Raw genomic sequence first — 22,310 nt, forward strand, 5'->3', positions numbered from 1 at the left:
GGCGTGGCCCCCTTGCCCTGGTTTTTGGGGCTCCGCCCCAAGCCCCCGGTGGCGAAGGAACGCCCCGGGGGCTTCGCTTTCCGCCCCCGCCGGGGGTAATGGGGCCCCAAGCCCGCCGCAAAAGACCACCGCGGCGGCGCCCCCGTCTCGAACTCCCCCTGCCCTGAGGGCGTTACGCGGTGCTGCCGCTGGGGGCCGCGCTGGGCTTCGCTGGACCGCCGCTGGAAGCGGGCCCGCTCATCGACTCGCTGGGCGCCGCCCCGCTGGCCGTCGTGGACGTGCCGGTGCTCGGGGCGACCGGGGATTTGGACGGCGGCGTCGAGGGCGGTGACGAACTCGGTGGCGGCGTGGGCGACTTGGACGGCGGCGGTGGCGATGACGGCGGCGTCGAGGGCGGTGGCGTCTTCGAGGGCGGAGGGGTCGACCCGGTACCGGTCGGTGAGGTCGGCCCACTGGACGGCGCCCCGCTGGACGACACCGTGGGGCTCGTCGACGCACCGTGTGCCGGGGAGCCGGACGGCGGCGCGTGCCGCGGCGTACCGCCTCCGGTCGACGGCTGCCCGGCCGGCAGATCACCGTCGCCGTTGGTGTCCTGGGTGGCCGATTCCGAGGTGTTGACATTCATCGGCGCGTTCTGCTCGGACTGGTGCCCGGACGTGGCGCCGAGCGTCACGACCGTCCCGAGCACGGCGACCAGCACCGCCCCCGCCCCCGCGGCGATGAGGTTGCGGCGCGATCCGGCGAGCGCGCCGAGCCGCCGCCGGGACGGCGCCTCGGCGGCGAGCTGTGGGGTGACCACGGTCGGCGCCGTCCGTTCCACCGCGAGCGGCGGCCGCACCGTCAGCGGCGACTGCGAGGCCTCGCTGCGGGAGACCGGGATCTCCTCCGCGGACTGGGTGCGCACCGGCGACGGCCCGGCCGCCCGGTCGGTGACCAGCGCGAGCGTGCGCCGCCCGACGATGGTGCCCTGCCGGTCGGCCAGCACCCCGCGCATGCCGATGGACGCCTCCAACTCGGTGCGCGCCCGCTCCAGATTGCCGGTGCACAGCGCGAGTACGCCCAACTCATGGTGGAAGTAGGCCTCTTCACCCACCTCGCCGGCGAGCCGCGCGGCCTCCTGTCCGATCCGCAGCGCACGCTCCCACGCGCTCCAGTTCAACGCGGCGGCGAACGCCGGTGCGGCGGTGTGCGCCAGCAGCACCGCGGCGCTGGGGTGGCCGCCGTCGCGGCTGGCGGACATCGCGGCGAGGATCGCGTCCGCCTCGGCGGCGACCCGTTCCGCGTCCACCGACGGATGCCCCGCCCACCACGCGTAGTGCTGTGCGGGTGCCTGGGCACGTTCCCGCTGCCCGGCGTCGCCTCCGGCGGTGAGCTGCTGGAGCACCCCGGCGGCCAGCCGGAAGTGCGAGCCCACGGGGGTGGCGAGCCCGCAGTCGACGAGTTCGGCGAGCGCCGTGTCGGCGTGCGTGTCCCCGACCAGCGCGGGCAGATGCGACTGGTGCGGGCACTCGCCGCCGAGCGCGATGGCGAAGGCGAGCGCCTCGGCGGCGTTCTCGCTCAGCCGGGAGGCGAGCAGTTGGGCCGGTGCGGCGCTCTCCGCCAGCGAGGGCAGCGCGGCACGGCCGCGTACCGCCTCGGGGTCGAACGGGTTGTCGTCGACCCGTTCCGCGGACCGCTCGGCGTCCTCCGCCGCGGCCTTTCGGGCCGCCTCGCGGTGCCGCAGCAGCGCGGCGGCCTGGACGAAGCGCAGCGGCAGCCCCTCGGACTCGAACCACAGGTCCGATGCCCAGGCGCGCTCCTCTTCGGTGAGCGAGCGCTCGACGGCCCGCTCCAGCAGTTCCGTGCAGGCGGCCTTGGACAGGCCGGGCAGGAAGACCTCTTCGAGGTGCGAGTCGGGCGAGGGGGCGGCCACCTCGGGGGTGGCGGAGATCAGGAAGGCGCATTCCGGGGCGGCGGCGAGGAGCTCCTCCAGGGCCGCGCCGCCGAACTCGATGTCGTCGAGTACGACGACGGCGCCGATGTCGGCCGCCAGCTCACGCAGCCGCGGCCGGTCCGGACGGTGGCCGTCCGCCCGGTAGACCGTTGTGTAGAGGTCGTACAGCAGGTCAGCGGGGGTGCGCCGGTAGCCGGACAGACGGATCACGCCATCGGGCGCGAGGCCCGCGCAACGGTCTGCTGTCACGGCCAGCAGCGCGGTACGGCCGGAGCCCGAGGGTCCGGTGACCCGTACCGAGCGGCCCCGGCCGAGCAGCCGTACCAGCCGCTCGATCTCCTCCGACCGCTCCAGCAGCGGCGGCCCCGGCGTCGGCGTACCGGCGGAGGCCACCGGCCGGGCGGAGGGGACACTGCCCACACCCCGAAGACCATGGGAGAGATCGCGGGCCGCCCGCTGCTCGGGGGTTCGGCGAGCGGCCGGGGATATCCGGCCGGGTGGGCACAGCACGACCTCGCTGCCGTCTATCGGGTTGACGGTCAGGAGGTACTCCCCCGCCACCACCTGGGCGACCCGCGCGGTCCCCTGCGCACCGGTCCCGTCGGCGAGCGGTGGGCGCGGCGGCCGCCGGGTCGACAGGGTTTCCTCACCACCGGTCACCGGTCGCTCCCCTGGCACCGGCGTACCGGGGGCTTCGTGGTCCTCGGGGCCACGGCTGTGTGATTCCATCGTCTCCGCCCCCCATAGCGACTCGCGTACGGGATGTCGTACCGGAAGCCCGTACGTCCGAACTTGGGACCGGCCCGGTTGCCTTTGCGACGGCGTGCCGGACGGCACGCCGGGAACCGAACCCTACTGTGTTCTCCCCCGGACTGTGACACCACCGGTCGGCATCGCCGGAACCGGCCCCCGGCGCTAGGGGCGAGCCGACGGATCCACCGTGACACCCCGCTCGATGGTGAGGATCCGGTGCAGCCGCGTGGCCACCAGCAGCCGTTCCATCTGCGGGGGCACACCGCGCAGCACGAGGCGGCGGTTGGCACGTCCGGCGCGCCGGTGCGCGCCCATGATCACGCCGAGGCCCGTGGCGTCCCACGAGTCCAGTTCGGTCAGATCCAGCACCAGGTCCCCGTGGCCGGAGTCGACAGCGGAATGCAGGACGGTACGGGCGTCCGCCGCGCTCCGGACGTCGAGGCGGCCCCCGACGCTGAGCTGGGCATGGTCGCCCCTGATGTGCATGCGCGCTCCCAAGGTGTGTGGATCCCCGTGGTCCGTACCGATCGTCTCTCCAGTCTCACCGCAACTGACGATTCGTCGCATCCAAGGGTTGCCGTCCGTGAGCGAACCGATACCGAATTCACTCGTCGGGGTGAAGGCGCGCGTGCCAACGCGGTTGTCCGCACTGGCACGGACGCACCGTCCGCCGCTTCAGTAGCGGTAGAAGCCCTGGCCGCTCTTGCGGCCGATGTCACCGGCGTCAACCATGCGCCGCATCAACTCCGGCGGGGCGAACTTCTCGTCCTGGGACTCGGTGTAGATGTTGCCGGTGGCGTGCAGCAGGATGTCGACACCGGTCAGGTCGGTGGTGGCCAGCGGTCCCATGGCGTGGCCGAAGCCGAGCTTGCAGGCGATGTCGATGTCCTCGGCGGAGGCCACACCGGACTCGTAGAGCTTGACGGCCTCCACCACGAGGGCGGAGATCAGCCGGGTGGTGACGAAGCCCGCGACATCGCGGTTGACGACGATGCAGGTCTTGCCGATCTCCTCGGCGAAGGCCCGGGCGGCGGCGAGCGTCTCGTCGCTGGTCTTGTAGCCGCGGACCAGCTCGCACAGCTGCATCATCGGCACCGGCGAGAAGAAGTGCGTACCGACGACGCGCTCCGGCCGCTCGGTCACCGCGGCGATCTTGGTGATCGGAATGGCGGAGGTGTTGGAGGCGAGGATCGCCTCCTCGCGCACCAGCTTGTCGAGGGCGCGGAAGATCTCCTGCTTGACCTCGATCTTCTCGAAGACCGCCTCGACGACGATGTCGGCGTCGGCGACCGCGTCGAGGTCGGTGGTCGTGGTGATGCGGCCGAGCGCGGCTTGCGCGGCGTCGGCGTCCAGCTTGCCCTTGGCGACGAACTTCTCGTACGACGCCTGGATCCCGCCCTTGCCCCGGGCCAGCGCCTCGTCGGTGACATCGCGCAGCACGACCTCGTAGCCCGCCTGGGCGGATACCTGTGCGATGCCGGAGCCCATGAGACCGGCTCCGATGACGGCGAGCTTCTTCGCCACGACACACCCCTCCATTTGACGTCTTTGGGCGGACCTTAACGTCCGTTCACCACTGCGCGCAGTATGAAGAGGCTCGCGTCACTATGTGTTCTTCACCGCATAGTTGAGGACGCGCTCGCCCAACAGGTCCTCCATCTCGTCCAGCAGGGCGAGCGCCTCGCGGGAGACCTCGGCGGGAGCGCGTCCGGCGACCATCTGCGCGCCGATGTACTCCATGAGCGTCCGCTGCAGCCAGGCGAGTTGGGAGCCGACCAGCAGCGGCAGCGGATCGCCGGGGGCGGCGCCGGTCTCCTCGCGCAGCGTGCGCTCGACGGCCCGCATGACCTCCTGCTGCAGATGGGCGAGCCGGGCCTTGAGGGCGGACGAGCCGTCCACGACGCGCATGAAGCGGTCGTAGCCGTCCATCAGCCCTATGGCGGGCGAGACCTCCTCCACCTGAGCGCGCAGTTCACGCAGTACGGCCACGGCGGCCGACTCCCCCTTGTCCCGGCCGCGTACGTACCGGGGCAGCCGGTCGATCAGGCCCGCGCTCCGGTCGAAGAACAGGTCCTCCTTGGCGGGGAAGTAGTTGTACACGGTGTTGACGGAGACCTCGGCGGCCTCGGCGATCTCCGCGATCGTCACCGCGTCGAACCCGCGCTCCAGGAACAGCCCGGTGGCGATGTCCGAGATGTTCTGCCGCGTCCGCCGCTTCTTGCGCTCCCTGAGCCCCTCTGCCGCCATGCTCCCATCCTAGCTTCGCTGGGGTCCAGTAAATTTTGGTGGCATTGCAAAATTTAAGTGGGCCTGGTTTTCTTGCGCCATGGCAGTCATCAGCACGGCCGGGCTCGCCCGGACCTTCGAGACCAGACACGGACCGGTACACGCGGTCCACGGCATCGACCTCACCGTGCCGGCGGGCGAGATCCTCGGCTTCCTCGGCCCCAACGGCGCCGGGAAGACCACCACCCTGCGGATGCTCACCACCCTGCTGGCACCGACCGGCGGCGCCGCCACCGTGGCGGGCCACGACCTGGTCCGCGACCCCCGCGGAGTACGGAGGGCGACCGGCTACGTGGCACAGTCGGGCGGCGTCGACCCGACCGTCTCGGTACGGGAGGAACTCACCACCCAGGGACGCCTCTACGGCCTGACCCGCAGCCAATCCACCGCACGCGCCGAGGAGTTGGCGGACCGGCTCGACCTGACCGGGCTGCTGGACCGCAGGTGCGCCGCGCTGTCCGGCGGCCAGCGGCGACGGCTGGACATCGCCATGGGACTCACCCATCGGCCCGCGGTGCTGTTCCTGGACGAGCCGACCACCGGACTCGACCCGGGCAGCCGCGCCGACCTGTGGGACACGGTCCGGCGCGTCCGCGCGCAGTGGGGCACCACCGTCTTCCTCACCACGCACTACCTGGACGAGGCCGACGCGCTCTGCGACCGCCTGGTCGTCGTCGACCAGGGCCGGATCGTCGCGGAGGGCACCCCCGCCGCGCTGAAGACGCGGTACGCGGGCTCGCCCGACGCGAGCCTGCACGACGCCTTCCTCGCCATCACCGGGCGTGCCGCCACGCCACCGGATGCCGCCCCCGTAGCCGTCTAGGAGCCCTCGTTGACCACCTTCGTCTCCGACACCGCGCTCGTCTTCGGGCGGTACGCCCGGCAGACCCTGCGCTCCCGCACGCAGATCCTCTTCGGCGCGCTGATGCCGCTGCTGTACCTGCTGTTCTACGGGCCGCTGCTGACCGGCGTGCCACTGGCACCGCACGGCGGCTCCTGGCAGGTGCTGGTGCCCGGGCTGCTGCTGCAACTCGGGCTGTTCGGCGCCGCGTTCAGCGGTTTCGGCCTCCTCATCGAGAAGCAGCACGGCGTCGTGGAGCGGATGCGCGTCACGCCGGTCAGCCGACTGGCGCTACTGCTCGGCCGGGTGCTGCGGGACGCGGCACTGCTGGTCTTCCAGGCCGCGCTGGTGGTCCTGGTCGCACTGGCGATGGGGCTGCGGGCGCCACTGCCCGGCATCCTGATCGGTTTCGGCTTCGTCGCCGCGATGACGGTGTCGCTCGCCTCGCTGTCCTACGCGCTGGCGATGCGGGTCGCCACCCCGCAGACGTTCGCCCCGCTGGTCAACGCCGTCAACCTGCCCGCGATGCTGCTGTCGGGCCTGCTGCTCCCGATGTCCCTCGCGCCCGGCTGGCTCAACGTCCTCTCCCACCTGATGCCGCTGCGCTACCTGGTCGACGCGGTACGGGCCGCCTTCGTCGGCGACTACGGCGGCACGGCCATGCGGTACGGGGTACTGGTGACGTCGGCCCTGCTCGTGGCCTCCGTCACCACCGGCACACACCTCTTCCGCAAGGCGGGGGCGTAGAGAGTCCTTTGGGGGCTTGCCCCGAGAGAAGACCGCCGCGGCGGCGAGCAACCCGGCGGCGCGGCCCGGCAGCGCAAACAGCGTCCATCAGCGGCCTACGGCCGCGGGCGCACCGCGACCCCACCGCCGGAAACCGCCGGAGGCATACTCGTGCCATGGTCAATCTGACACGTATCTACACCCGGACCGGCGACGACGGCACCACCGCCCTCGGCGACATGAGCCGGGCGCCCAAGACCGACCCGCGGATCGCGGCGTACGCCGACGCCAACGAGGCGAACGCCGCGATCGGCGTGGCGATCGCGCTCGGCGCACTGCCGGAGGAGGTCACCACGGTCCTGGCCAGGGTGCAGAACGACCTGTTCGACGTCGGCGCCGACCTCGCCACACCGGTGGTGGAAGACCCCAAGTACCCGCCGCTGCGGGTCGGGCAGAGCTACATCGACAAGCTGGAGGCGGACTGCGACCGCTTCCTCGCGGACCTGGAGAAGCTGCGCAGCTTCATCCTCCCCGGCGGCACCCCCGGCGCCGCACTGCTCCACCAGGCCTGCACCGTGGTGCGCCGCGCCGAGCGCACCACCTGGGCGGCACTGGAGTCACACGGCGACACGATGAACCCGCTGACCGCGAAGTACCTCAACCGCCTGTCCGACCTGCTGTTCATCCTGGCCCGCACGGCCAACAGGGAGCAGGGGGACGTGCTGTGGGTGCCGGGAGAGAACCGCTAGCCCGACACGGGGGCCGGGGCGTGCCGTCTGATCCGGCTCGCCCCGAGCGCCAGAAGGCCGCTAGGCCACGTTCACGCGCTGGCCTGGAGGCGCCGCCTCCAGCCAGGCCAGAAAGCCCGTGAGGGCATCGTCGCTCATGGCGAGTTCGAGGCGCGCGCCTCGATGGGTGCAGACCAGCACGACCGCGTCGGAGAGCAGCGCCAGCTCCTCCTCGCCCTGCGGGGTGCGGCGCTGGATGACCTCGATCGCGGAGCGCTCCAGCACCCGGCGCGGGCGCGGGGCGTAGGAGAAGACCCGGAACCACTCGACGCGGTCGCCGCTGTACCGGGCCACGCCGTACACCCAGCCCTTGCCGGTGGGCTCGGCGGCCGTCTCCCCGACGGACCGCAGACTGCAGTCGAAGGTGCCGCCCGGGCGCTGGATCAGCCTGCGGCGCAGTCCGAAGACGAAAAGGCCGATCGCGGCCACCGCGACGGCCAGTCCGAACAGCTGCAAAGCGAGGACCACGCCCACTGACCTCCTCGCCTTCAGGTCCGGGGTGACCGGACACCTCTACAGACTGCTCCTGCTGCGGCCGGGCCGCGGACCCCCTGTTCGGCGGTCCGCGGCCTCAGCTCGCGTTTCAGTACGTGCCGGTGGCGACACGCAGTCGCGCGGCGGCTTTGAGCTCCGCAGCCGCGTCCGCCTCCGCCTTGGCGACCTCGAGCTCGCGCTCGGCGCGCTCGACGTCGATCTCGTCCGCCAGCTCGGCGATCTCCGCGAGAATCGAGAGCTTGTTGTCCGAGAACGAGATGAACCCACCGTGCACCAGCGCGACGACCGGGCCGTCGGCGGTGCGGATGGTCACCGGACCGAACTCCAACACACTGAGCAGCGGCTGGTGGCCCGGCATGATGCCTACGTCGCCCGACACCGTGCGCGCGACGACGATGTTGGCTTCACCGGTCCAGACCTTGCGGTCGGCGGCGACCAGCTCGACGTGCAGCTCGGCCAAGATGGCTCCTCGGGTCTCCACCCACCGCTGCCGGCAGGTGTTGGGTCACAGGATAACGGGGTGCGAGACGGGGGGCGGGACCAGCCCGCCCCCCATCACACGTGCGAAGCGTCAGGCGTCAGGAGACGCCCAGCTCCTTCGCGTTCTTCTTCAGGTCCTCAAGACCACCGCACATGAAGAACGCCTGCTCCGGGAAGTGGTCGTACTCACCGTCGGCGATCGCGGTGAACGCCGCGATCGACTCGTCGAGCGAGACGTCCGAACCGTCCACGCCGGTGAACTGCTTCGCCGCGTGGGTGTTCTGGGACAGGAACCGCTCGATGCGGCGGGCGCGGTGGACGGTGAGCTTGTCCTCCTCGCTCAGCTCGTCGATACCGAGGATCGCGATGATGTCCTGGAGGTCCTTGTACTTCTGCAGGATGCTCTTGACGCGCATCGCGCAGTCGTAGTGGTCCTGCGCGATGTAGCGCGGGTCCAGGATGCGGGACGTGGAGTCCAGCGGGTCCACCGCCGGGTAGATGCCCTTCTCCGAGATCGGCCGGGAGAGCACCGTGGTCGCGTCGAGGTGCGCGAAGGTGGTCGCCGGGGCCGGGTCGGTCAGGTCGTCCGCCGGAACGTAGATCGCCTGCATCGAGGTGATCGAGTGGCCGCGGGTCGAGGTGATGCGCTCCTGCAGGATGCCCATCTCGTCCGCGAGGTTCGGCTGGTAACCCACCGCGGACGGCATGCGGCCGAGCAGGGTGGACACCTCGGAACCGGCCTGGGTGAAGCGGAAGATGTTGTCGATGAAGAACAGCACGTCCTGCTTCTGCACATCGCGGAAGTACTCCGCCATGGTCAGACCGGCCAGCGCGACCCGCAGACGGGTGCCCGGGGGCTCGTCCATCTGACCGAAGACCAGCGCGGTCTTGTCCAGAACGCCCGACTCTTCCATTTCCTGGATGAGGTCGTTGCCCTCACGGGTGCGCTCACCGACACCGGCGAACACCGACACACCCTCGTGCAGCTTCGCCACACGCATGATCATTTCCTGGATGAGGACCGTCTTGCCGACGCCCGCACCACCGAACAGACCGATCTTGCCGCCCTTGACGTACGGGGTCAGCAGGTCGACGACCTTCAGGCCGGTCTCGAACATCTCGGTCTTCGACTCAAGCTGGTCGAAGGCCGGGGCCTTGCGGTGGATCGGCCAGCGCTCGGTGACCTCGGAGGCCGCCTCCGGCTCGTTCAGGATCTCACCGAGGGTGTTGAACACCCGGCCCTTGGTGACATCGCCGACCGGCACCGAGATGCCCGCGCCGGTGTCGATCACCTCGGCCTGGCGGACCAGACCGTCGGTGGGCTGCATCGAGATCGCGCGGACCATGCCGTCGCCCAGGTGCTGGGCGACCTCAAGGGTCAGCGTGCGCTTCTCCCCGGCGTTGGCCGGGTCGGCGACCTCGACGTGGAGCGCGTTGTAGATCTCGGGCATCGCGTCGACGGGGAACTCCACGTCGACGACGGGGCCGATGACCCGCGCGACGCGGCCCGTCGCCGTAGTCGTCTCAACTGTGGTGGTCATGATTAGCGGTCACTCCCCGCGGTCGCGTCGGCCAGGGCACTCGCGCCACCGACGATCTCGCTGATTTCCTGGGTGATATCGGCCTGGCGGGCCGCGTTGGCAAGCCGCGTGAGCGACTTGATGAGTTCCTCGGCGTTGTCGGTCGCCGACTTCATCGCCCGACGGCGGGCGGCGTGCTCGGAGGCCGCCGCCTGCAGCAGGGCGTTGTAGACCCGGCACTCGACGTACCGCGGCAGCAGCGCGTCCAGCACGCCCTCCGCGGACGGCTCGAACTCGTACAGCGGCATGGGCTTGCCGCTGTGCGCCTCAGCCTCCTCGACCGCCTCCGCGGTCTTCTCCAGGCTGAGCGGCAGCAGCCGGTCGCCGACCGGTGACTGCGTCATCATCGACACGAACTCCGTGTAGACGATGTGCAGTTCATCGACGCCGCCCTCCTCCGAGCCCGCGACGACGGCCTCGATCAGCGGGTCGGCGACCCGCTTGGCGTCCGCGTACGTCGGGCTGTCGGTGAAGCCGGTCCACGAGTCCGCGATGTCCGTACCGCGGAAGTTGTAGTACGCCACACCCTTGCGGCCCACGACGTACGACACGACCTCCTTGCCCTCGGAGCGCAGCCGCTCCGTGAGCCGCTCGGCCGCCTTGATGGCGTTCGCGGAGTATCCGCCGGCCAGACCGCGGTCGCTGGTGATCAGCAGCACCGCGGCGCGCGCCGGGTTCTCCTTCTCGGTGGTCAGCGGGTGCTTGTCGGTGGAGCCGGTGGCCACCGCCGCCACCGCGCGGGTCAGCGCGGTGGCATACGGAGTGGAGGCCGCCACCGCGCGCTGCGCCTTGACGATGCGGGCAGCGGCGATCATCTCCATCGCCTTGGTGATCTTCTTGGTGGCGGTGACGGAGCGGATGCGGCGCTTGTAGACCCGAAGTTGGGCGCCCATGCTCAGCCCTCACCCAGCAGCTTGCCGTCCGAGGTCTCGAACTGCTTCTTGAAGGTGTCGACCGCCTCGGAGATGGCCTCGATGGTCGCGTCGGACATCTTGGCGCCCTCACGGATGCTGGTGAGCAGCTCCTTCTTCTCGCGCTCCATCCAGTCCAGCAGCTCGCGCTCGAAGCGGCGGATGTCCTCCACCGGGACGTCGTCCAGCTTGCCGTTGGTGCCGGCCCAGATGGAGACGACCTGCTCCTCGACCGAGTACGGCGCGTACTGGCCCTGCTTGAGCAGCTCGACCATGCGCTTGCCGCGCTCCAGCGACGCCTTGGAGGCCGCGTCCAGGTCGGAACCGAAGGCGGCGAACGCCTCCAGCTCGCGGTACTGGGCGAGGTCCACCCGCAGGCGGCCGGAGACCTGGCGCATCGCCTTGTGCTGCGCGGAGCCACCGACACGGGAGACCGAGATACCCACGTTCAGCGCCGGGCGCTGGCCCGCGTTGAACAGGTCGGACTCCAGGAAGCACTGGCCGTCGGTGATGGAGATGACGTTGGTCGGGATGAACGCCGACACGTCGTTGGCCTTGGTCTCCACGATCGGCAGACCGGTCATCGAACCGGCGCCCATGTCGTCGGAGAGCTTGGCGCAGCGCTCCAGCAGCCGGGAGTGCAGGTAGAAGACGTCACCCGGGTAGGCCTCACGGCCCGGCGGGCGGCGCAGCAGCAGGGAGACCGCGCGGTAGGCGTCGGCCTGCTTGGACAGGTCGTCGAAGACGATCAGGACGTGCTTGCCCTGGTACATCCAGTGCTGGCCGATGGCCGAACCGGTGTACGGCGCGAGGTACTTGAAGCCCGCCGGGTCGGACGCCGGGGCGGCGACGATGGTGGTGAACTCCAGGCAGCCCGCCTCCTCCAGCGCGCCGCGCACGGACGCGATGGTGGAGCCCTTCTGGCCGACGGCGACGTAGATGCAGCGGACCTGCTTCTTCGGGTCGCCGGAACGCCAGTTGTCGCGCTGGTTGATGATCGTGTCGACGGCGAGCGCGGTCTTGCCGGTCTGCCGGTCGCCGATGATCAGCTGACGCTGACCGCGGCCGATCGGGGTCATCGCGTCGACGGCCTTCAGGCCGGTCTGCATCGGCTCGTGCACCGACTTGCGCTGCATGACCGTGGGGGCCTGCAGTTCGAGGGCGCGACGGCCTTCGGTCTCGATCTCACCGAGGCCGTCGATCGGATTGCCCAGGGGGTCGACAACGCGGCCGAGGTAGCCCTCGCCCACCGGTACGGACAGCACCTCGCCGGTGCGACGAACGGTCTGCCCCTGCTCGATGCCGCTGAACTCACCGAGGATGACGGTACCGACCTCCCGCTCCTCAAGGTTGAGGGCGAGGCCGAGGGTGCCGTCCTCGAACTTCAGCAGCTCGTTCGCCATGGCCGAGGGCAGGCCCTCGACGTGCGCGATACCGTCACCGGCATCGCTGACCGTACCGACCTCCTCGCGCGAGGCCGCGTCCGGCTTGTACGACTGGACGAATTCCTCCAGCGCGCTCCGGATCTCCTCCGGCCGGATCGTGAGCTCCGCCATCTGGGTTCCCTGCTCTCCTTGTTGGGCCCTAAGTATCTTTACGGCCCAACTCGGGCCGCTTCAGTGCTACGCGTGTTCTTCGGGGGCTGTCGCCAGCCCCCCATCGGTGGCTGGTCAGCCGGTCAGCCGCCGGGTCGCCTCTTCGAGGCGGCTGGCGACCGTGCCGTCGATGACCTCGTCGCCGACCCGCACGCTGATCCCGCCGAGGACCTCGGGGTCCACGTCCAGGTTCAGGTGCACTTGGCGGCCGTACAGCTTGGCCAGCGCCGCACCGAGACGCTGCTTTTGCCGGTCGGACAGTGGAATCGCCGACGTGACCACCGCGACCAGCCGACCGCGACGCTCCGCGGCCAGCTTGGAGAGGGCGTCGAGCCCTGCTTCCAGGCTACGGCCCCGCGGATGTGCCACAAGACGCGCGACGAGGCGGACGGTGACGGGGTGCGCCCTGCCGCCCAGCAGCTTCTTGATCAGCTCGGCCTTGGCCGCTCCGCTGGTTCCGCCGTCCGTCAGCACGGCACGCAGCTCGGGGGACGAGCCGATGATCCGCGCGGTGCGGAACAGCTCGTCCTCCACGTCGTCGAGCGCACCGGAGCGCTCGGCGGCGATGAGCTCCGCGGTGTCCGAAAGGTTCTCGACCGCGTCGACCAGGTCGCGCGACGCCGACCAGCGCGACCGGACCATGCCGGTGACCAGGTCGAGGGTCTCGCCGCTGACCTGGCCGGTCAGCAGTCGCCGGACCAGCTCCGCCTTCTCCTCGCCGCCCTGTGCGGGGTCGGTGAGAAGTCGGCGCAGCGACACCTCCCGGTCGAGCAGCGCCGTTACGGCAGCCAGTTCCTCGGCGAGCTGCGCCGCGTCGACGGACGTGTTGTCGGTCAGCGCGTCGAGCCGCTCGCGTGCGTCGGCCAGTGCCTCGCGGCTCGCTCCGCTCATCGCGTTGCCTCGGCCTTCTCCTCAAGCTCGTCGAGGAAACGGTCGATGACACCGCTCTGCCGGGCGTGCTCCTCAAGCGCCTCGCCGACCAGCTTGCTGGCCAGTTCGACGGCGAGCCTGCCCACGTCCTGACGCAGCGCGAGGGCGGCCTGCTTGCGGTCGGCCTCGATCTGGGCGTGGCCCGCGGCGATGATCTCCTCGCGCTGGCGCTGGCCTTCGCTGCGCATCTCGGCGATGAGCGCGGCACCCTGCTCCTGCGCCTCCTGGCGCAGGCGGTTGGCCTCGTGGCGAGCCTCGGCGAGCTGCTGGCGGTACTGCTCCAGCGTCGCCTGTGCCTCGGCCTGGGCGGCCTCGGCCTTCTCCATGCCGCCTTCGATGGCCTCGTGCCGCTGCTCCAGCACCTTGTTGATGCGAGGGAGCAGCACCTTGGCCAGGAAGCCGAAGACGATAAGGAAGGCGATCAGGCCGATGACCAGCTCCGGGATCGGCGGGATGAGCGGATTCTCCGCCTCGCTCGCCGCAGTCTGCAGGAGAGTCACATCGGGACCTTTCGTCTGTTAAGGGCTGTCGGTCGGCTCGGTCAGTTCTGACCGAACACGAACGGCATGACGATGCCGATGAGGGCGAGCGCCTCACAGAGCGCGAAGCCCAGGATCATGTTCTGACGGATCAGACCGGTGGCCTCAGGCTGGCGGGCCATGGCCTGGACACCGTTACCGAAGATGATGCCGATACCCACGCCCGGGCCGATGGCGGCGAGGCCATAGCCGATGGAGGCGACGGAGCCGTAGACGTGCTCCTTGCTGGCGGCGAGGGTGACGAGCTGGTCCATCATGTCGTTTTCTTCCTTAGTGTTTTTTCACAGCCGGTGGGCGGGCCACCGAGGGCGGGTCGGAGGTCTGGGGTGGACGCGGGCGTCCGTCAGTGACCGGCGATCGCGCCGCGGACGTAGTCCGAGGCGAGGACGACGAACACATAGGCCTGCAGAGCCTGGATGAACAGCTCGAAGAGGGTCAGCACGACGACCATCACGAAGGCGACGGCCGAGTACGCGATACCGATGCCGTTCAGCGTGTACCAGGCGCCGACCGTGAAGATCAGCAGGAGCAGGTGACCCGCGAACATGTTCGCGAAGAGTCGCACCGTGTGCGTGAAGGGCCGGATGATCGTGTTGGAGAGGAACTCCAGCGGGAACACCAGGAAGGCGACGGCACCGAGGCCCTTCTGGTAACCGCAGAGGCTCTTGATCCCTCCCACGAAACCGTGGCGCTTGAAGGTCAGCGTCATCCACGTCAGGTAGACGATCGCCGCGAGACCGGCCGGGAAGGCGATGATCGACGTGACCGGGAACTGGGCGACCGGGATGATCGCCCACAGGTTCATGATCCAGATGAAGAAGAAGAGCGAGACCATGAGGGGAACGAACTTCTCCCCCTCCTTGCGGCCCATCGTCTCGTGGACCACACCACGCCGTACGAAGTCGTAACCGGCCTCGCCGATCATCTGGAGCTTGCCCGGCAGCAGCTTCGGCTTGGCGAACGCCGCCCAGAAGAAGCCGACCACGATGATCGTGGTGAGCACGGCGAGCAGCATCGGCTTGTTGAAGTGGAAGCCGCCGACCGTGAACAGGGGCTTGAAGACGAAGGAGTTCAGGCCGGGAGACGGGAAGCCGCAACCGCTGAAGATGTGGCAGTTGGTCTCGAAGGCGAGCATCTGGGGGTCAGCACTCACCACGGGCTCCTTCGGCGGCTTGACGCATGGTTACGGCAACCTCGGTGTGTCGGCGTGACGCGTGGCCACGGTGCGGCACTGGACTGGTCTCACTGATCAGGGGGTGGGACCGCAGCGGGCCAAGAGGACCGGCGGTCAGCGGCAGCGGGGGCTGTCGCACCGAGTGATGGCGCGACGCGGCCCGGATCCGCACGTCCGCGTGCTGGCACGGACCATAGCAGGACGTGAGGAACACATAAGAACGGGGGATAGCCGTCCGGAAGCGGTTCGCCAAGATCACGGCTTGCGCTCCGCTACGGGCTGTACGTAGAAGGTCTTCGCCTTCAGGTGGCCTCGGGTCTGCCCGATGAGCCAGACCACGGTCGCGGCGATCACGGTGAAGGCGAACGCCCGGGGGCTGAGGAAGCTGACGCGCTGGAAGACGGCGATCAGGATGGCCATGGCCAGCAGCTGGGTCATGTACATCACCAGCCCGGCGGCCATGAACATCTCCGGGAACTTCTCCGCCGCCTTGTTCAGGCCGATCACGGCCAGACCGAAGAACAGCCCGGCCACGGCTACTCCGATCACGGAGCCGATCGCACCTTTGCCTCCGGCGAGGACGGTGCTGAGAACCACCGCGACCACCCCCACGGCGAACGTGGGAATCGCGGCGCTCCGCAGGATCCGGGCGTCGTTGGACTGCATGGGGGCGGCTCCGAAGTTGGAGTCGGGGGCGGGAATTGGGGCGATCGTACAACCGGGCGGAAGGCATTCTTCCGGCCGGAAGACCATCTCGGTGGGGTCTTTCGGCCGTCGTCCCTGTTTCGTGAACCGTATCACAAACTATTTGATGAGGTCTTTACCTACATCGTGTGCTCACAATCACACCTACGGGTGACAGATGAGCGCCTACGGCTGACAGCGGCTTTCGCGCCTGCTATGTGGCGAAAACAGGTAGTTCTGTCGGGTGGATTTCAGCGCGCGCTGCTGACCCGGCGGCGATCCGGCAGCCGCGAACGGTCGCCGATCGCGGTCGAGCCGTGCAGTCCGGGCACGGGCTGCCCGGTCGCGGCCGGCTCGGCGAGCGCCAGCTCGGCCTCCGCCTCGGCGGCCAGCGCCGCGGCCTTCGCGGCCCGCGCCGCCTGCCGCCGGCTGCTGCGGTAGCGCGGCGGGACGAAGGACTCCGCCCAACGCGGGGCCCGCGGCTTGAACCGCGGCAGCAGCAGCACGACCAGGCCGACCGCGCTCAGCGCGACGACCACCAGCACGATCCACAGGCTGGACGAACGCGCCGAGAACGCCACCGTGCCGAACGCGATCAGCGCCGACCAGAAGTACATGATCAGCACCGCCCGGCTGTGCGAGTGCCCGATCTCCAGCAGCCGGTGGTGCAGATGCCCGCGGTCGGCGGCGAACGGCGACTGGCCGTTCCAGGTGCGCCGCACGATCGCCAGCACCAGGTCGGCGGCCGGGATGGCGATCAGCGTCAGCGGCAGCAGCAGCGGGATGTACACCGGCACCATCGCGTGCACCGCCTCGCGCACCGAACCCGCGTTGCTGGTGATCACGTCCGGGTCCACCTGGCCGGTGATCGAGATCGCGGAGGCGGCCATCACCAGGCCGATCAGCATGGAGCCCGAGTCCCCCATGAAGATCCGCGCCGGATGGATGTTGTGCGGCAGGAAGCCCATGCAGATGCCGATGAGGATGGCACTGAACAGGGTCGCCGGAGCGGCGTTCTCCACCCCGTACCCGAACCACAGCCGGTAGGCGTACATGAAGAACGCGATCGCCGCGATGCCCACCATGCCCGCGGCCAAACCATCAAGCCCGTCAACGAAGTTGACGGCGTTGATGGTGATGACGACCAGCGCCACCGTCAGCAGCGTGGACTGCATCGGGCTGAGCGACACCGGGCCGATGCCGGGCACCGGCAGGTAGAGGATCGTCAGCCCCTGCATCACCATCACGCCCGCGGCGATCATCTGGCCGCCGAGCTTGATCAGCGCGTCCACGCCCCACTTGTCGTCCAGCACACCGAGCAGCCAGATCAGCCCGGCGCCCGACAGCAGTGCGCGCGGCTCGTTGGAGAGGTTGAACACATCGCCGAGATTGGGCAGCGACGACGCCACCAGCAGCCCCGCGCACAACCCGCCGAACAGCGCGATGCCCCCGAGCCGCGGCGTCGGCTCCCGGTGCACGTCACGTGCCCGGATCTCCGGCATCGCGCCCGCGGCAATGGCGAACTTCCGCACCGGCCCGGTCAGCAGATACGTGACCGCCGCTGCGACGCAGAGTGTCAGGAGGTATTCGCGCACAGCGTCACACCTTATTCGCCTCCGAGCCGGGAGCGTGAACAAAGATGAGGACACACAGGAACCCCGAACGGTTCCACAGCGTCTTCACATTGATCACAGTGGTGATCGGCTGTCGCATCACAACCGGGTGTACGGCGGGAACGCGGCAGCCAGTTCGGCGGCCTCCCCCGCCACTCCCTCCTCTCCGCGCAGCGCCCGCCCCAGCAGTTTCGCGATCCGTTCCATCTCGGACTCGCGCATGCCCTGGGTGGTCACCGCCGCTGTGCCCAGCCGTATCCCGGAGACCGAACCGGCCGGGGCCGGGTCGGACGGCAGGGCACACTTGTCCAGCGAGATCCGGGCCGCCGCGCACCGCCCACGGGCTACCAGGCCGGTCAGCCCGAGCGCGGAGACGTCGACGGTGATCAGGTGGGTGTCGGTGCCGCCGGTCTGCGGGATCAGCTCCTGCGCGCCGAGCGCCGCCGCGAGCACCTGGGCGTTGGCGACCACCTGGTGCGCGTAGCCCGCGAAGGCGGGCGTGGCGGCCTCGCCGAGGGCGACCGCGGTGGCCGCCACGGTGTGCATCTGCGGGCCGCCCTGGGTGAACGGGAAGACCGCGCGGTCGACGCGGTCGGCCAGCTCCGAGCCGCACAGGATGATGCCGCCGCGCGGGCCGCGCAGCGTCTTGTGCGTGGTGGCGCACACCACGTCGGCGTACGGAACCGGGCTGGGCGCGGCGCCGCCCGCCACCAGGCCCAGGGTGTGCGCGGCGTCCACGATCAGGTAGGCGCCCACCTCGTCGGCGATCTCCCGGAACGCCGCGTAGTCGATGTGCCGGGGGTACGAGGTGGAGCCCGCCACGATCGCCTTGGGACGGCGGGCGTGCGCCAGGTCGCGCAGCTGCCGGTAGTCGATCAGCCCGGTTCCGGGGTCCACCCCGTACCCGGTGAAGTCGAACCACCGGCCGGAGAAGTTCGCCGGGCTGCCGTGCGTGAGGTGGCCGCCGTGCGGCAGCGACATCGCCAGTACGGCGTCACCGGGCACCAGAAGGGCCGCGTACGCCGCCAGTACGGCCGAGGAGCCGGAGTAGGGCTGGACATTGGCGTGCGCGCAGCCGAACAGCGCACAGGCCCGTTCGATGGCCATCCGCTCGGCGAGGTCCACCAGTTCGCAGCCGCCGTGGTGGCGGTGGCCCGGGTAGCCCTCGGCGTACTTGTTGGCGAGCGGGGAGCCGAGTACCGCGAGCACCGCGGGTGAGGCGAAGTTCTCGGCGGCGATCAGCTGGAGTCCGGCGGTCTGGCGCTCGTACTCGGCGAGCAGGACGCCCGCCAGCTCCGGGTCCTGGCGGCGCAGTACGTCGAAGTCCGCTGCGTGCGCGGCGGCGTACGGCGCCGTGTGGGCGTCCGTCTCGGGGCTGGTGCCGGCAACCGCCATGGATCCACGATAGGCGCGCCACCGCGGTGGCGCGCCTTGACCGTTAGGTCCGGGCTGCGGGGATTTTCCGCGGAGCGGGCCCCGATCCCCGACGGCCCTCAGCTCACCCGTGACGGGACGCCGGTGAGGGCCGTCACGACCGGGTCCAGGGCGGAGTGGATCTCCGCGCCGATGTGGCGGAAGACGGTGACCGGCGCGCCGTACGGGTCGTAGACCTCGTCGTCCTCCGCGTTGGGCGCCTGGAGCCAGCCGCGCAGCGCCGCCGCCGCGCGGACCAGCGCGCGGGCGCGGTCGATCACGCAGCCGTCCGGCAGCGTCGCCGGGTCTATCGCCCGGACCAGCCGGGTGAACTCCTTGAGCGTGAAGGTGCGCAGGCCCGCCGCGTGGCCCATGGACACCACCTGGGCGCGGTGGTCGCGGGTGGCGGTGAGCACCAGGTCGGCCTCGATGACGTGGTCGTCGACGAGTTCCCGGCCGCGGAAGCCGTCCGGGTCCGCGCCGTACTCGCTCAGCACGGTGGCCGCGTGCGTCTCCATGGGCGCGCCGACATGGCCCCAGGTGCCCGCGCTGCGCAGCGCGATCTGGGACGCGCCGTCGCCCAGCCTGCGGTCGAGCTCCAGCCGGGTCAGCCGCTCGGCCATCGGCGACCGGCAGACGCTTCCGGTGCACACGTACAGCACGCGGAAACGGTCCTCCGCGTCAGTGCCGCCCGTTATGCCCCGCTCGTCAGGGCGGGTCAGCACCATGGGTCCGCCCCGCCGCGGTAACAGCTGCTGGTGCCGCTCACGCCGACTCCTCCAGCTCGGGTACGACCTCGCGCAGCTGCGCGGCGCTGAGCGCACCGGCCCGCAGCAGCACCGGTACCTTGCCGGTGACGTCCACGATCGAGGACGGCACGGCGTCCGGGGTCGGGCCGCCGTCGAGGTAGACGGAGACCGAGTCGCCGAGCATGTTCTGGGCGGCATCGCAGGTCTGCGGGGACGGCTGTCCGGTCAGGTTGGCGCTGGAGACGGCCATCGGCCCGGTCTCGGTGAGCAGTTCGATGGCGACCGGGTGCAGCGGCATCCGGATCGCGACCGTGCCACGGGTGTCACCGAGGTCCCACTGGAGCGACGGCTGGTGGCGGGCGACCAGGGTCAGCGCACCCGGCCAGAACGCGTCCACCAGCTCCCACGCCAGCTCGGAGAAGTCGGTGACCAGGCCGTGCAGCGTGTTCGGGGAGCCGACCAGCACCGGCGAGGGCATGTTGCGGCCCCGGCCCTTGGCCTGCAGCAGGTCGCCGACCGCCTCGCCGTTGAAGGCGTCCGCGCCGATGCCGTACACGGTGTCGGTGGGCAGCACCACGAGCTCACCGCGGCGCACCGCCGAGGCGGCCTCACGCAGCCCGGTGGCGCGGTCGGACGCGTCGGAGCAGTCGTAACGCCGAGCCATTAGCTGTCCTCCATCTGATGGACCTGGGGGTTGTACGGGGGTTCCGGGTTCACGACGTCGCCCTGCGGGCGGTGGTACTGCGATCTTCCGGAGGACAACCCCCGGAACCCCGGCCTTCGAGGGCGGGGTGATCCAGCGTGGTCATGGCGTCGCCTTACGGGCGGTCGTGAATCTCGGGCGGTTGTTCAGGTCGCGGTGGTCGGCCGCGTCGGCCCAGCCGGTCTCCTCGTTGAAGATCCAGGGGACCTGGTGGCCCTGGGTGTCGGCGTGTTCCACCACCACGACACCGCCGGGCCGCAGCAGCCGGTGCGCGGTGCGCTCCAGGCCGCGGATGGTGTCCAGACCGTCCTCGCCGGAGAAGAGGGCGAGCTGCGGATCATGGTCCCTGGCCTCGGGCGCCACGTACTCCCACTCGGTCAGCGGGATGTACGGCGGGTTGCTGATCACCAGGTCGAACTGGCCGTTCAACTCGGGCAGCGCGGACAGCGCGTCCCCCTGGTGCAGCGTCACCCGGGAGCCCTCGACGTTCTTGCGCGTCCAGTGCAGCGCGCCCTCGTCCAGCTCCACCGCGTGCACCCGGGACCGCGGCACCTCCTGCGCCAGCGCCAGCGCGATCGCGCCGGAGCCGGTGCACAGGTCGACGATGAGCGGCTCGGCGACGTCCATCGCCCGTACCGCGTCTATCGCCCAGCCGACCACCGACTCGGTCTCCGGCCGGGGCACGAACACCCCTGGCCCGACCTGGAGTTCCAGGTACCGGAAGAAGGCGCGGCCGGTGATGTGCTGGAGCGGCTCGCGGTTCTCCCGCCGGGCGACCGCCTCCCAGTACCGGGCGTCGAAGTCGGCGTCGGCGACGTTGTGCAGCTCACCGCGCTTGACCCCGTGCACGTACGCGGCCAGTTCCTCCGCGTCGAAACGGGGTGAGGGCACACCGGCATCGGCCAACCGCTGGGTGGCCTGGGCCACCTCCGCGAGCAGCAGGTTCACGCGCGATCCGTCCTTCTCGGTGAGCCGTTTTGGGCGGCCTTACTGTGCCGCGGCCAGCTTCGCCGCGGCGTCGGCGTCGACGCACGCCTGGATGACGGCGTCGAGGTCCCCGTCGAGTACCTGGTCCAAGTTGTACGCCTTGAAGCCCACCCGGTGGTCCGAGATCCGGTTCTCGGGGAAGTTGTACGTCCGGATCCGCTCCGAGCGGTCCACGGTGCGGACCTGGCTGCGGCGCGCGTCCGACGCCTCCCGCTCGGCCTCCTCCTGGGCGGCGGCCAGCAGCCGGGAACGCAGGATGCGCATCGCCTGCTCCTTGTTCTGGAGCTGGCTCTTCTCGTTCTGGCAGGAGACCACGATGCCGGTGGGCAGGTGGGTGATGCGCACCGCGGAGTCGGTGGTGTTCACCGACTGGCCGCCGGGGCCCGACGAGCGGTAGACGTCGATACGCAGGTCGTTGGTGCTGATCTCCACCTCGACCTCCTCGGCCTCCGGGGTGACCAGCACGCCCGCGGCCGAGGTGTGGATCCGGCCCTGGGACTCGGTGGCGGGCACCCGCTGTACCCGGTGCACCCCGCCCTCGTACTTCAGCCGGGCCCAGACGCCCTGGCCGGGCTCGCTGTTGCCCCTGGCCTTGACCGCGACCTGTACGTCCTTGTAGCCGCCGAGGTCGGACTCGTTGGAGTCCAGGATCTCGGTCTTCCAGCCGACCCGCTCGGCGTACCGCAGGTACATCCGCAGCAGGTCTCCGGCGAACAGCGCGGACTCCTCGCCGCCCTCGCCCGCCTTGACCTCAAGGATCACGTCCTTGTCGTCGCTGGGGTCACGCGGCACCAGCAGCAGTCGCAGCCGGTCGGTGAGCCCCTCGCGGTGCTGCTCCAACTGCTTGACCTCAGCGGCGAACTCCGGGTCGGCCTGGCCGAGTTCACGGGCGGTCTCGATGTCGTCGCCCGCCTGCTTCCACTCCCGGTACGTGCCGACTATGGGGGTCAGCTCGGCGTAACGCTTGTTGAGCCTGCGCGCCTCGGCCTGGTCGGCGTGGACCGCCGGGTCGGCAAGCCGCTTCTCGAGGTCGGCGTGCTCGCCGATCAGTTCCTCGACCGCCTCGAACATCTTCGGTTCCCTTGTTACGTACGGGATTGGGGACGAACGCCAAAAAGCCGGTCCGGCCG

At 70.3% G+C, this 22,310-nt stretch carries 23 protein-coding genes; 3 read left to right on the forward strand and 20 right to left on the reverse strand.

The window, feature by feature from the left end; all coding sequences use genetic code 11:
* Positions 1-172: 172 nt before the first annotated feature.
* The 4 genes from P3G67_RS09015 to P3G67_RS09030 all read right to left on the reverse strand — a co-directional run bounded on the left by P3G67_RS09015 (position 173) and on the right by P3G67_RS09030 (position 4,933).
* On the reverse strand, positions 173-2,662 hold the full coding sequence (locus tag P3G67_RS09015; RefSeq protein WP_276092962.1) for an ATP-binding protein: 2,490 nt from the start codon (positions 2,660-2,662) through the stop codon (positions 173-175).
* A 186-nt stretch (positions 2,663-2,848) separates the two neighbouring features.
* Positions 2,849-3,172 (reverse strand): STAS domain-containing protein, encoded by a 324-nt coding sequence (locus P3G67_RS09020; protein ID WP_269853184.1) that lies wholly within the window; start codon positions 3,170-3,172, stop codon positions 2,849-2,851.
* A 189-nt stretch (positions 3,173-3,361) separates the two neighbouring features.
* The gene (locus tag P3G67_RS09025; protein WP_276092963.1) at positions 3,362-4,210 is read right to left on the reverse strand and encodes a 3-hydroxyacyl-CoA dehydrogenase family protein; all 849 of its coding nucleotides are present in this window, start codon (positions 4,208-4,210) and stop codon (positions 3,362-3,364) included.
* 81 nt (positions 4,211-4,291) lie between these two features.
* The gene (locus P3G67_RS09030; protein ID WP_276092964.1) at positions 4,292-4,933 is read right to left on the reverse strand and encodes a TetR/AcrR family transcriptional regulator; all 642 of its coding nucleotides are present in this window, start codon (positions 4,931-4,933) and stop codon (positions 4,292-4,294) included.
* Positions 4,934-5,012: 79 nt separating this feature from the next.
* On the opposite strand from P3G67_RS09030, the gene P3G67_RS09035 reads away from it, so the two are divergent.
* From P3G67_RS09035 to P3G67_RS09045, 3 genes are all read left to right on the forward strand, one after another.
* Positions 5,013-5,795, forward strand: a complete 783-nt coding sequence (locus P3G67_RS09035; RefSeq protein ID WP_276092965.1) for an ABC transporter ATP-binding protein — start codon at positions 5,013-5,015, stop codon at positions 5,793-5,795.
* Between the two features lie 9 nt (positions 5,796-5,804).
* Positions 5,805-6,560, forward strand: coding sequence for an ABC transporter permease (locus P3G67_RS09040; RefSeq protein WP_276092966.1), 756 nt, complete (start codon positions 5,805-5,807; stop codon positions 6,558-6,560).
* Between the two features lie 155 nt (positions 6,561-6,715).
* Positions 6,716-7,288 carry a cob(I)yrinic acid a,c-diamide adenosyltransferase gene (locus P3G67_RS09045; RefSeq protein WP_276092967.1) on the forward strand — a complete coding sequence of 191 codons (573 nt, stop codon included), beginning with the start codon at positions 6,716-6,718 and terminating at the stop codon, positions 7,286-7,288.
* 60 nt (positions 7,289-7,348) lie between these two features.
* On the opposite strand, the gene P3G67_RS09050 is transcribed toward P3G67_RS09045, so the two are convergent.
* From P3G67_RS09050 to prfA, 16 genes are all read right to left on the reverse strand, one after another.
* Complete coding sequence (locus tag P3G67_RS09050) at positions 7,349-7,795, reverse strand: DUF2550 domain-containing protein (protein WP_269853190.1); 447 nt, start codon at positions 7,793-7,795, stop codon at positions 7,349-7,351.
* A 115-nt stretch (positions 7,796-7,910) separates the two neighbouring features.
* The gene (locus P3G67_RS09055; RefSeq protein ID WP_276093073.1) at positions 7,911-8,285 is read right to left on the reverse strand and encodes a F0F1 ATP synthase subunit epsilon; all 375 of its coding nucleotides are present in this window, start codon (positions 8,283-8,285) and stop codon (positions 7,911-7,913) included.
* Between the two features lie 115 nt (positions 8,286-8,400).
* Positions 8,401-9,843, reverse strand: a complete 1,443-nt coding sequence (gene atpD / locus P3G67_RS09060) for a F0F1 ATP synthase subunit beta (protein WP_269853191.1) — start codon at positions 9,841-9,843, stop codon at positions 8,401-8,403.
* Positions 9,844-9,845: 2 nt separating this feature from the next.
* Positions 9,846-10,775, reverse strand: a complete 930-nt coding sequence (locus tag P3G67_RS09065; RefSeq protein ID WP_269853192.1) for a F0F1 ATP synthase subunit gamma — start codon at positions 10,773-10,775, stop codon at positions 9,846-9,848.
* A gap of 2 nt (positions 10,776-10,777) precedes the next feature.
* On the reverse strand, positions 10,778-12,349 hold the full coding sequence (atpA, locus tag P3G67_RS09070) for a F0F1 ATP synthase subunit alpha (RefSeq protein WP_269853193.1): 1,572 nt from the start codon (positions 12,347-12,349) through the stop codon (positions 10,778-10,780).
* Positions 12,350-12,463: 114 nt separating this feature from the next.
* A complete protein-coding gene (locus P3G67_RS09075) occupies positions 12,464-13,279 on the reverse strand; it encodes a F0F1 ATP synthase subunit delta (protein ID WP_276092968.1) in 816 nt (271 codons plus the stop codon).
* On the reverse strand, positions 13,276-13,818 hold the full coding sequence (locus tag P3G67_RS09080) for a F0F1 ATP synthase subunit B (RefSeq protein WP_276092969.1): 543 nt from the start codon (positions 13,816-13,818) through the stop codon (positions 13,276-13,278). Before P3G67_RS09080 ends, P3G67_RS09075 begins: the two co-directional genes overlap by 4 nt.
* Positions 13,819-13,859: 41 nt before the next feature.
* A complete protein-coding gene (atpE, locus tag P3G67_RS09085) occupies positions 13,860-14,111 on the reverse strand; it encodes an ATP synthase F0 subunit C (RefSeq protein ID WP_269853876.1) in 252 nt (83 codons plus the stop codon).
* Positions 14,112-14,200: 89 nt separating this feature from the next.
* Positions 14,201-14,992, reverse strand: a complete 792-nt coding sequence (gene atpB, locus P3G67_RS09090) for a F0F1 ATP synthase subunit A (RefSeq protein ID WP_269853877.1) — start codon at positions 14,990-14,992, stop codon at positions 14,201-14,203.
* A 294-nt stretch (positions 14,993-15,286) separates the two neighbouring features.
* Positions 15,287-15,697 carry a hypothetical protein gene (locus P3G67_RS09095; protein ID WP_269853196.1) on the reverse strand — a complete coding sequence of 137 codons (411 nt, stop codon included), beginning with the start codon at positions 15,695-15,697 and terminating at the stop codon, positions 15,287-15,289.
* A gap of 269 nt (positions 15,698-15,966) precedes the next feature.
* Entirely contained in the window at positions 15,967-17,310 is a 1,344-nt protein-coding gene (locus P3G67_RS09100; RefSeq protein WP_269853197.1) for an MraY family glycosyltransferase, read from the reverse strand.
* A gap of 117 nt (positions 17,311-17,427) precedes the next feature.
* Positions 17,428-18,723, reverse strand: coding sequence for a serine hydroxymethyltransferase (locus P3G67_RS09105; protein WP_276092970.1), 1,296 nt, complete (start codon positions 18,721-18,723; stop codon positions 17,428-17,430).
* Between the two features lie 98 nt (positions 18,724-18,821).
* Positions 18,822-19,463: an arsenate reductase/protein-tyrosine-phosphatase family protein gene (locus P3G67_RS09110; RefSeq protein ID WP_391858228.1), complete on the reverse strand. Its 642-nt coding sequence runs from the start codon at positions 19,461-19,463 to the stop codon at positions 18,822-18,824.
* Between the two features lie 43 nt (positions 19,464-19,506).
* Positions 19,507-20,154, reverse strand: a complete 648-nt coding sequence (locus tag P3G67_RS09115; RefSeq protein WP_269853200.1) for an L-threonylcarbamoyladenylate synthase — start codon at positions 20,152-20,154, stop codon at positions 19,507-19,509.
* 141 nt (positions 20,155-20,295) lie between these two features.
* The gene (prmC, locus tag P3G67_RS09120) at positions 20,296-21,141 is read right to left on the reverse strand and encodes a peptide chain release factor N(5)-glutamine methyltransferase (protein WP_269853201.1); all 846 of its coding nucleotides are present in this window, start codon (positions 21,139-21,141) and stop codon (positions 20,296-20,298) included.
* 39 nt (positions 21,142-21,180) lie between these two features.
* Positions 21,181-22,251, reverse strand: coding sequence for a peptide chain release factor 1 (gene prfA / locus P3G67_RS09125; protein ID WP_276092971.1), 1,071 nt, complete (start codon positions 22,249-22,251; stop codon positions 21,181-21,183).
* Positions 22,252-22,310 lie beyond the last annotated feature (59 nt).

It is taken from the genome of Streptomyces silvisoli (assembly GCF_029269905.1).
Classification (GTDB): Bacteria; Actinomycetota; Actinomycetes; order Streptomycetales; family Streptomycetaceae; genus Streptantibioticus_A; species Streptantibioticus_A silvisoli_A.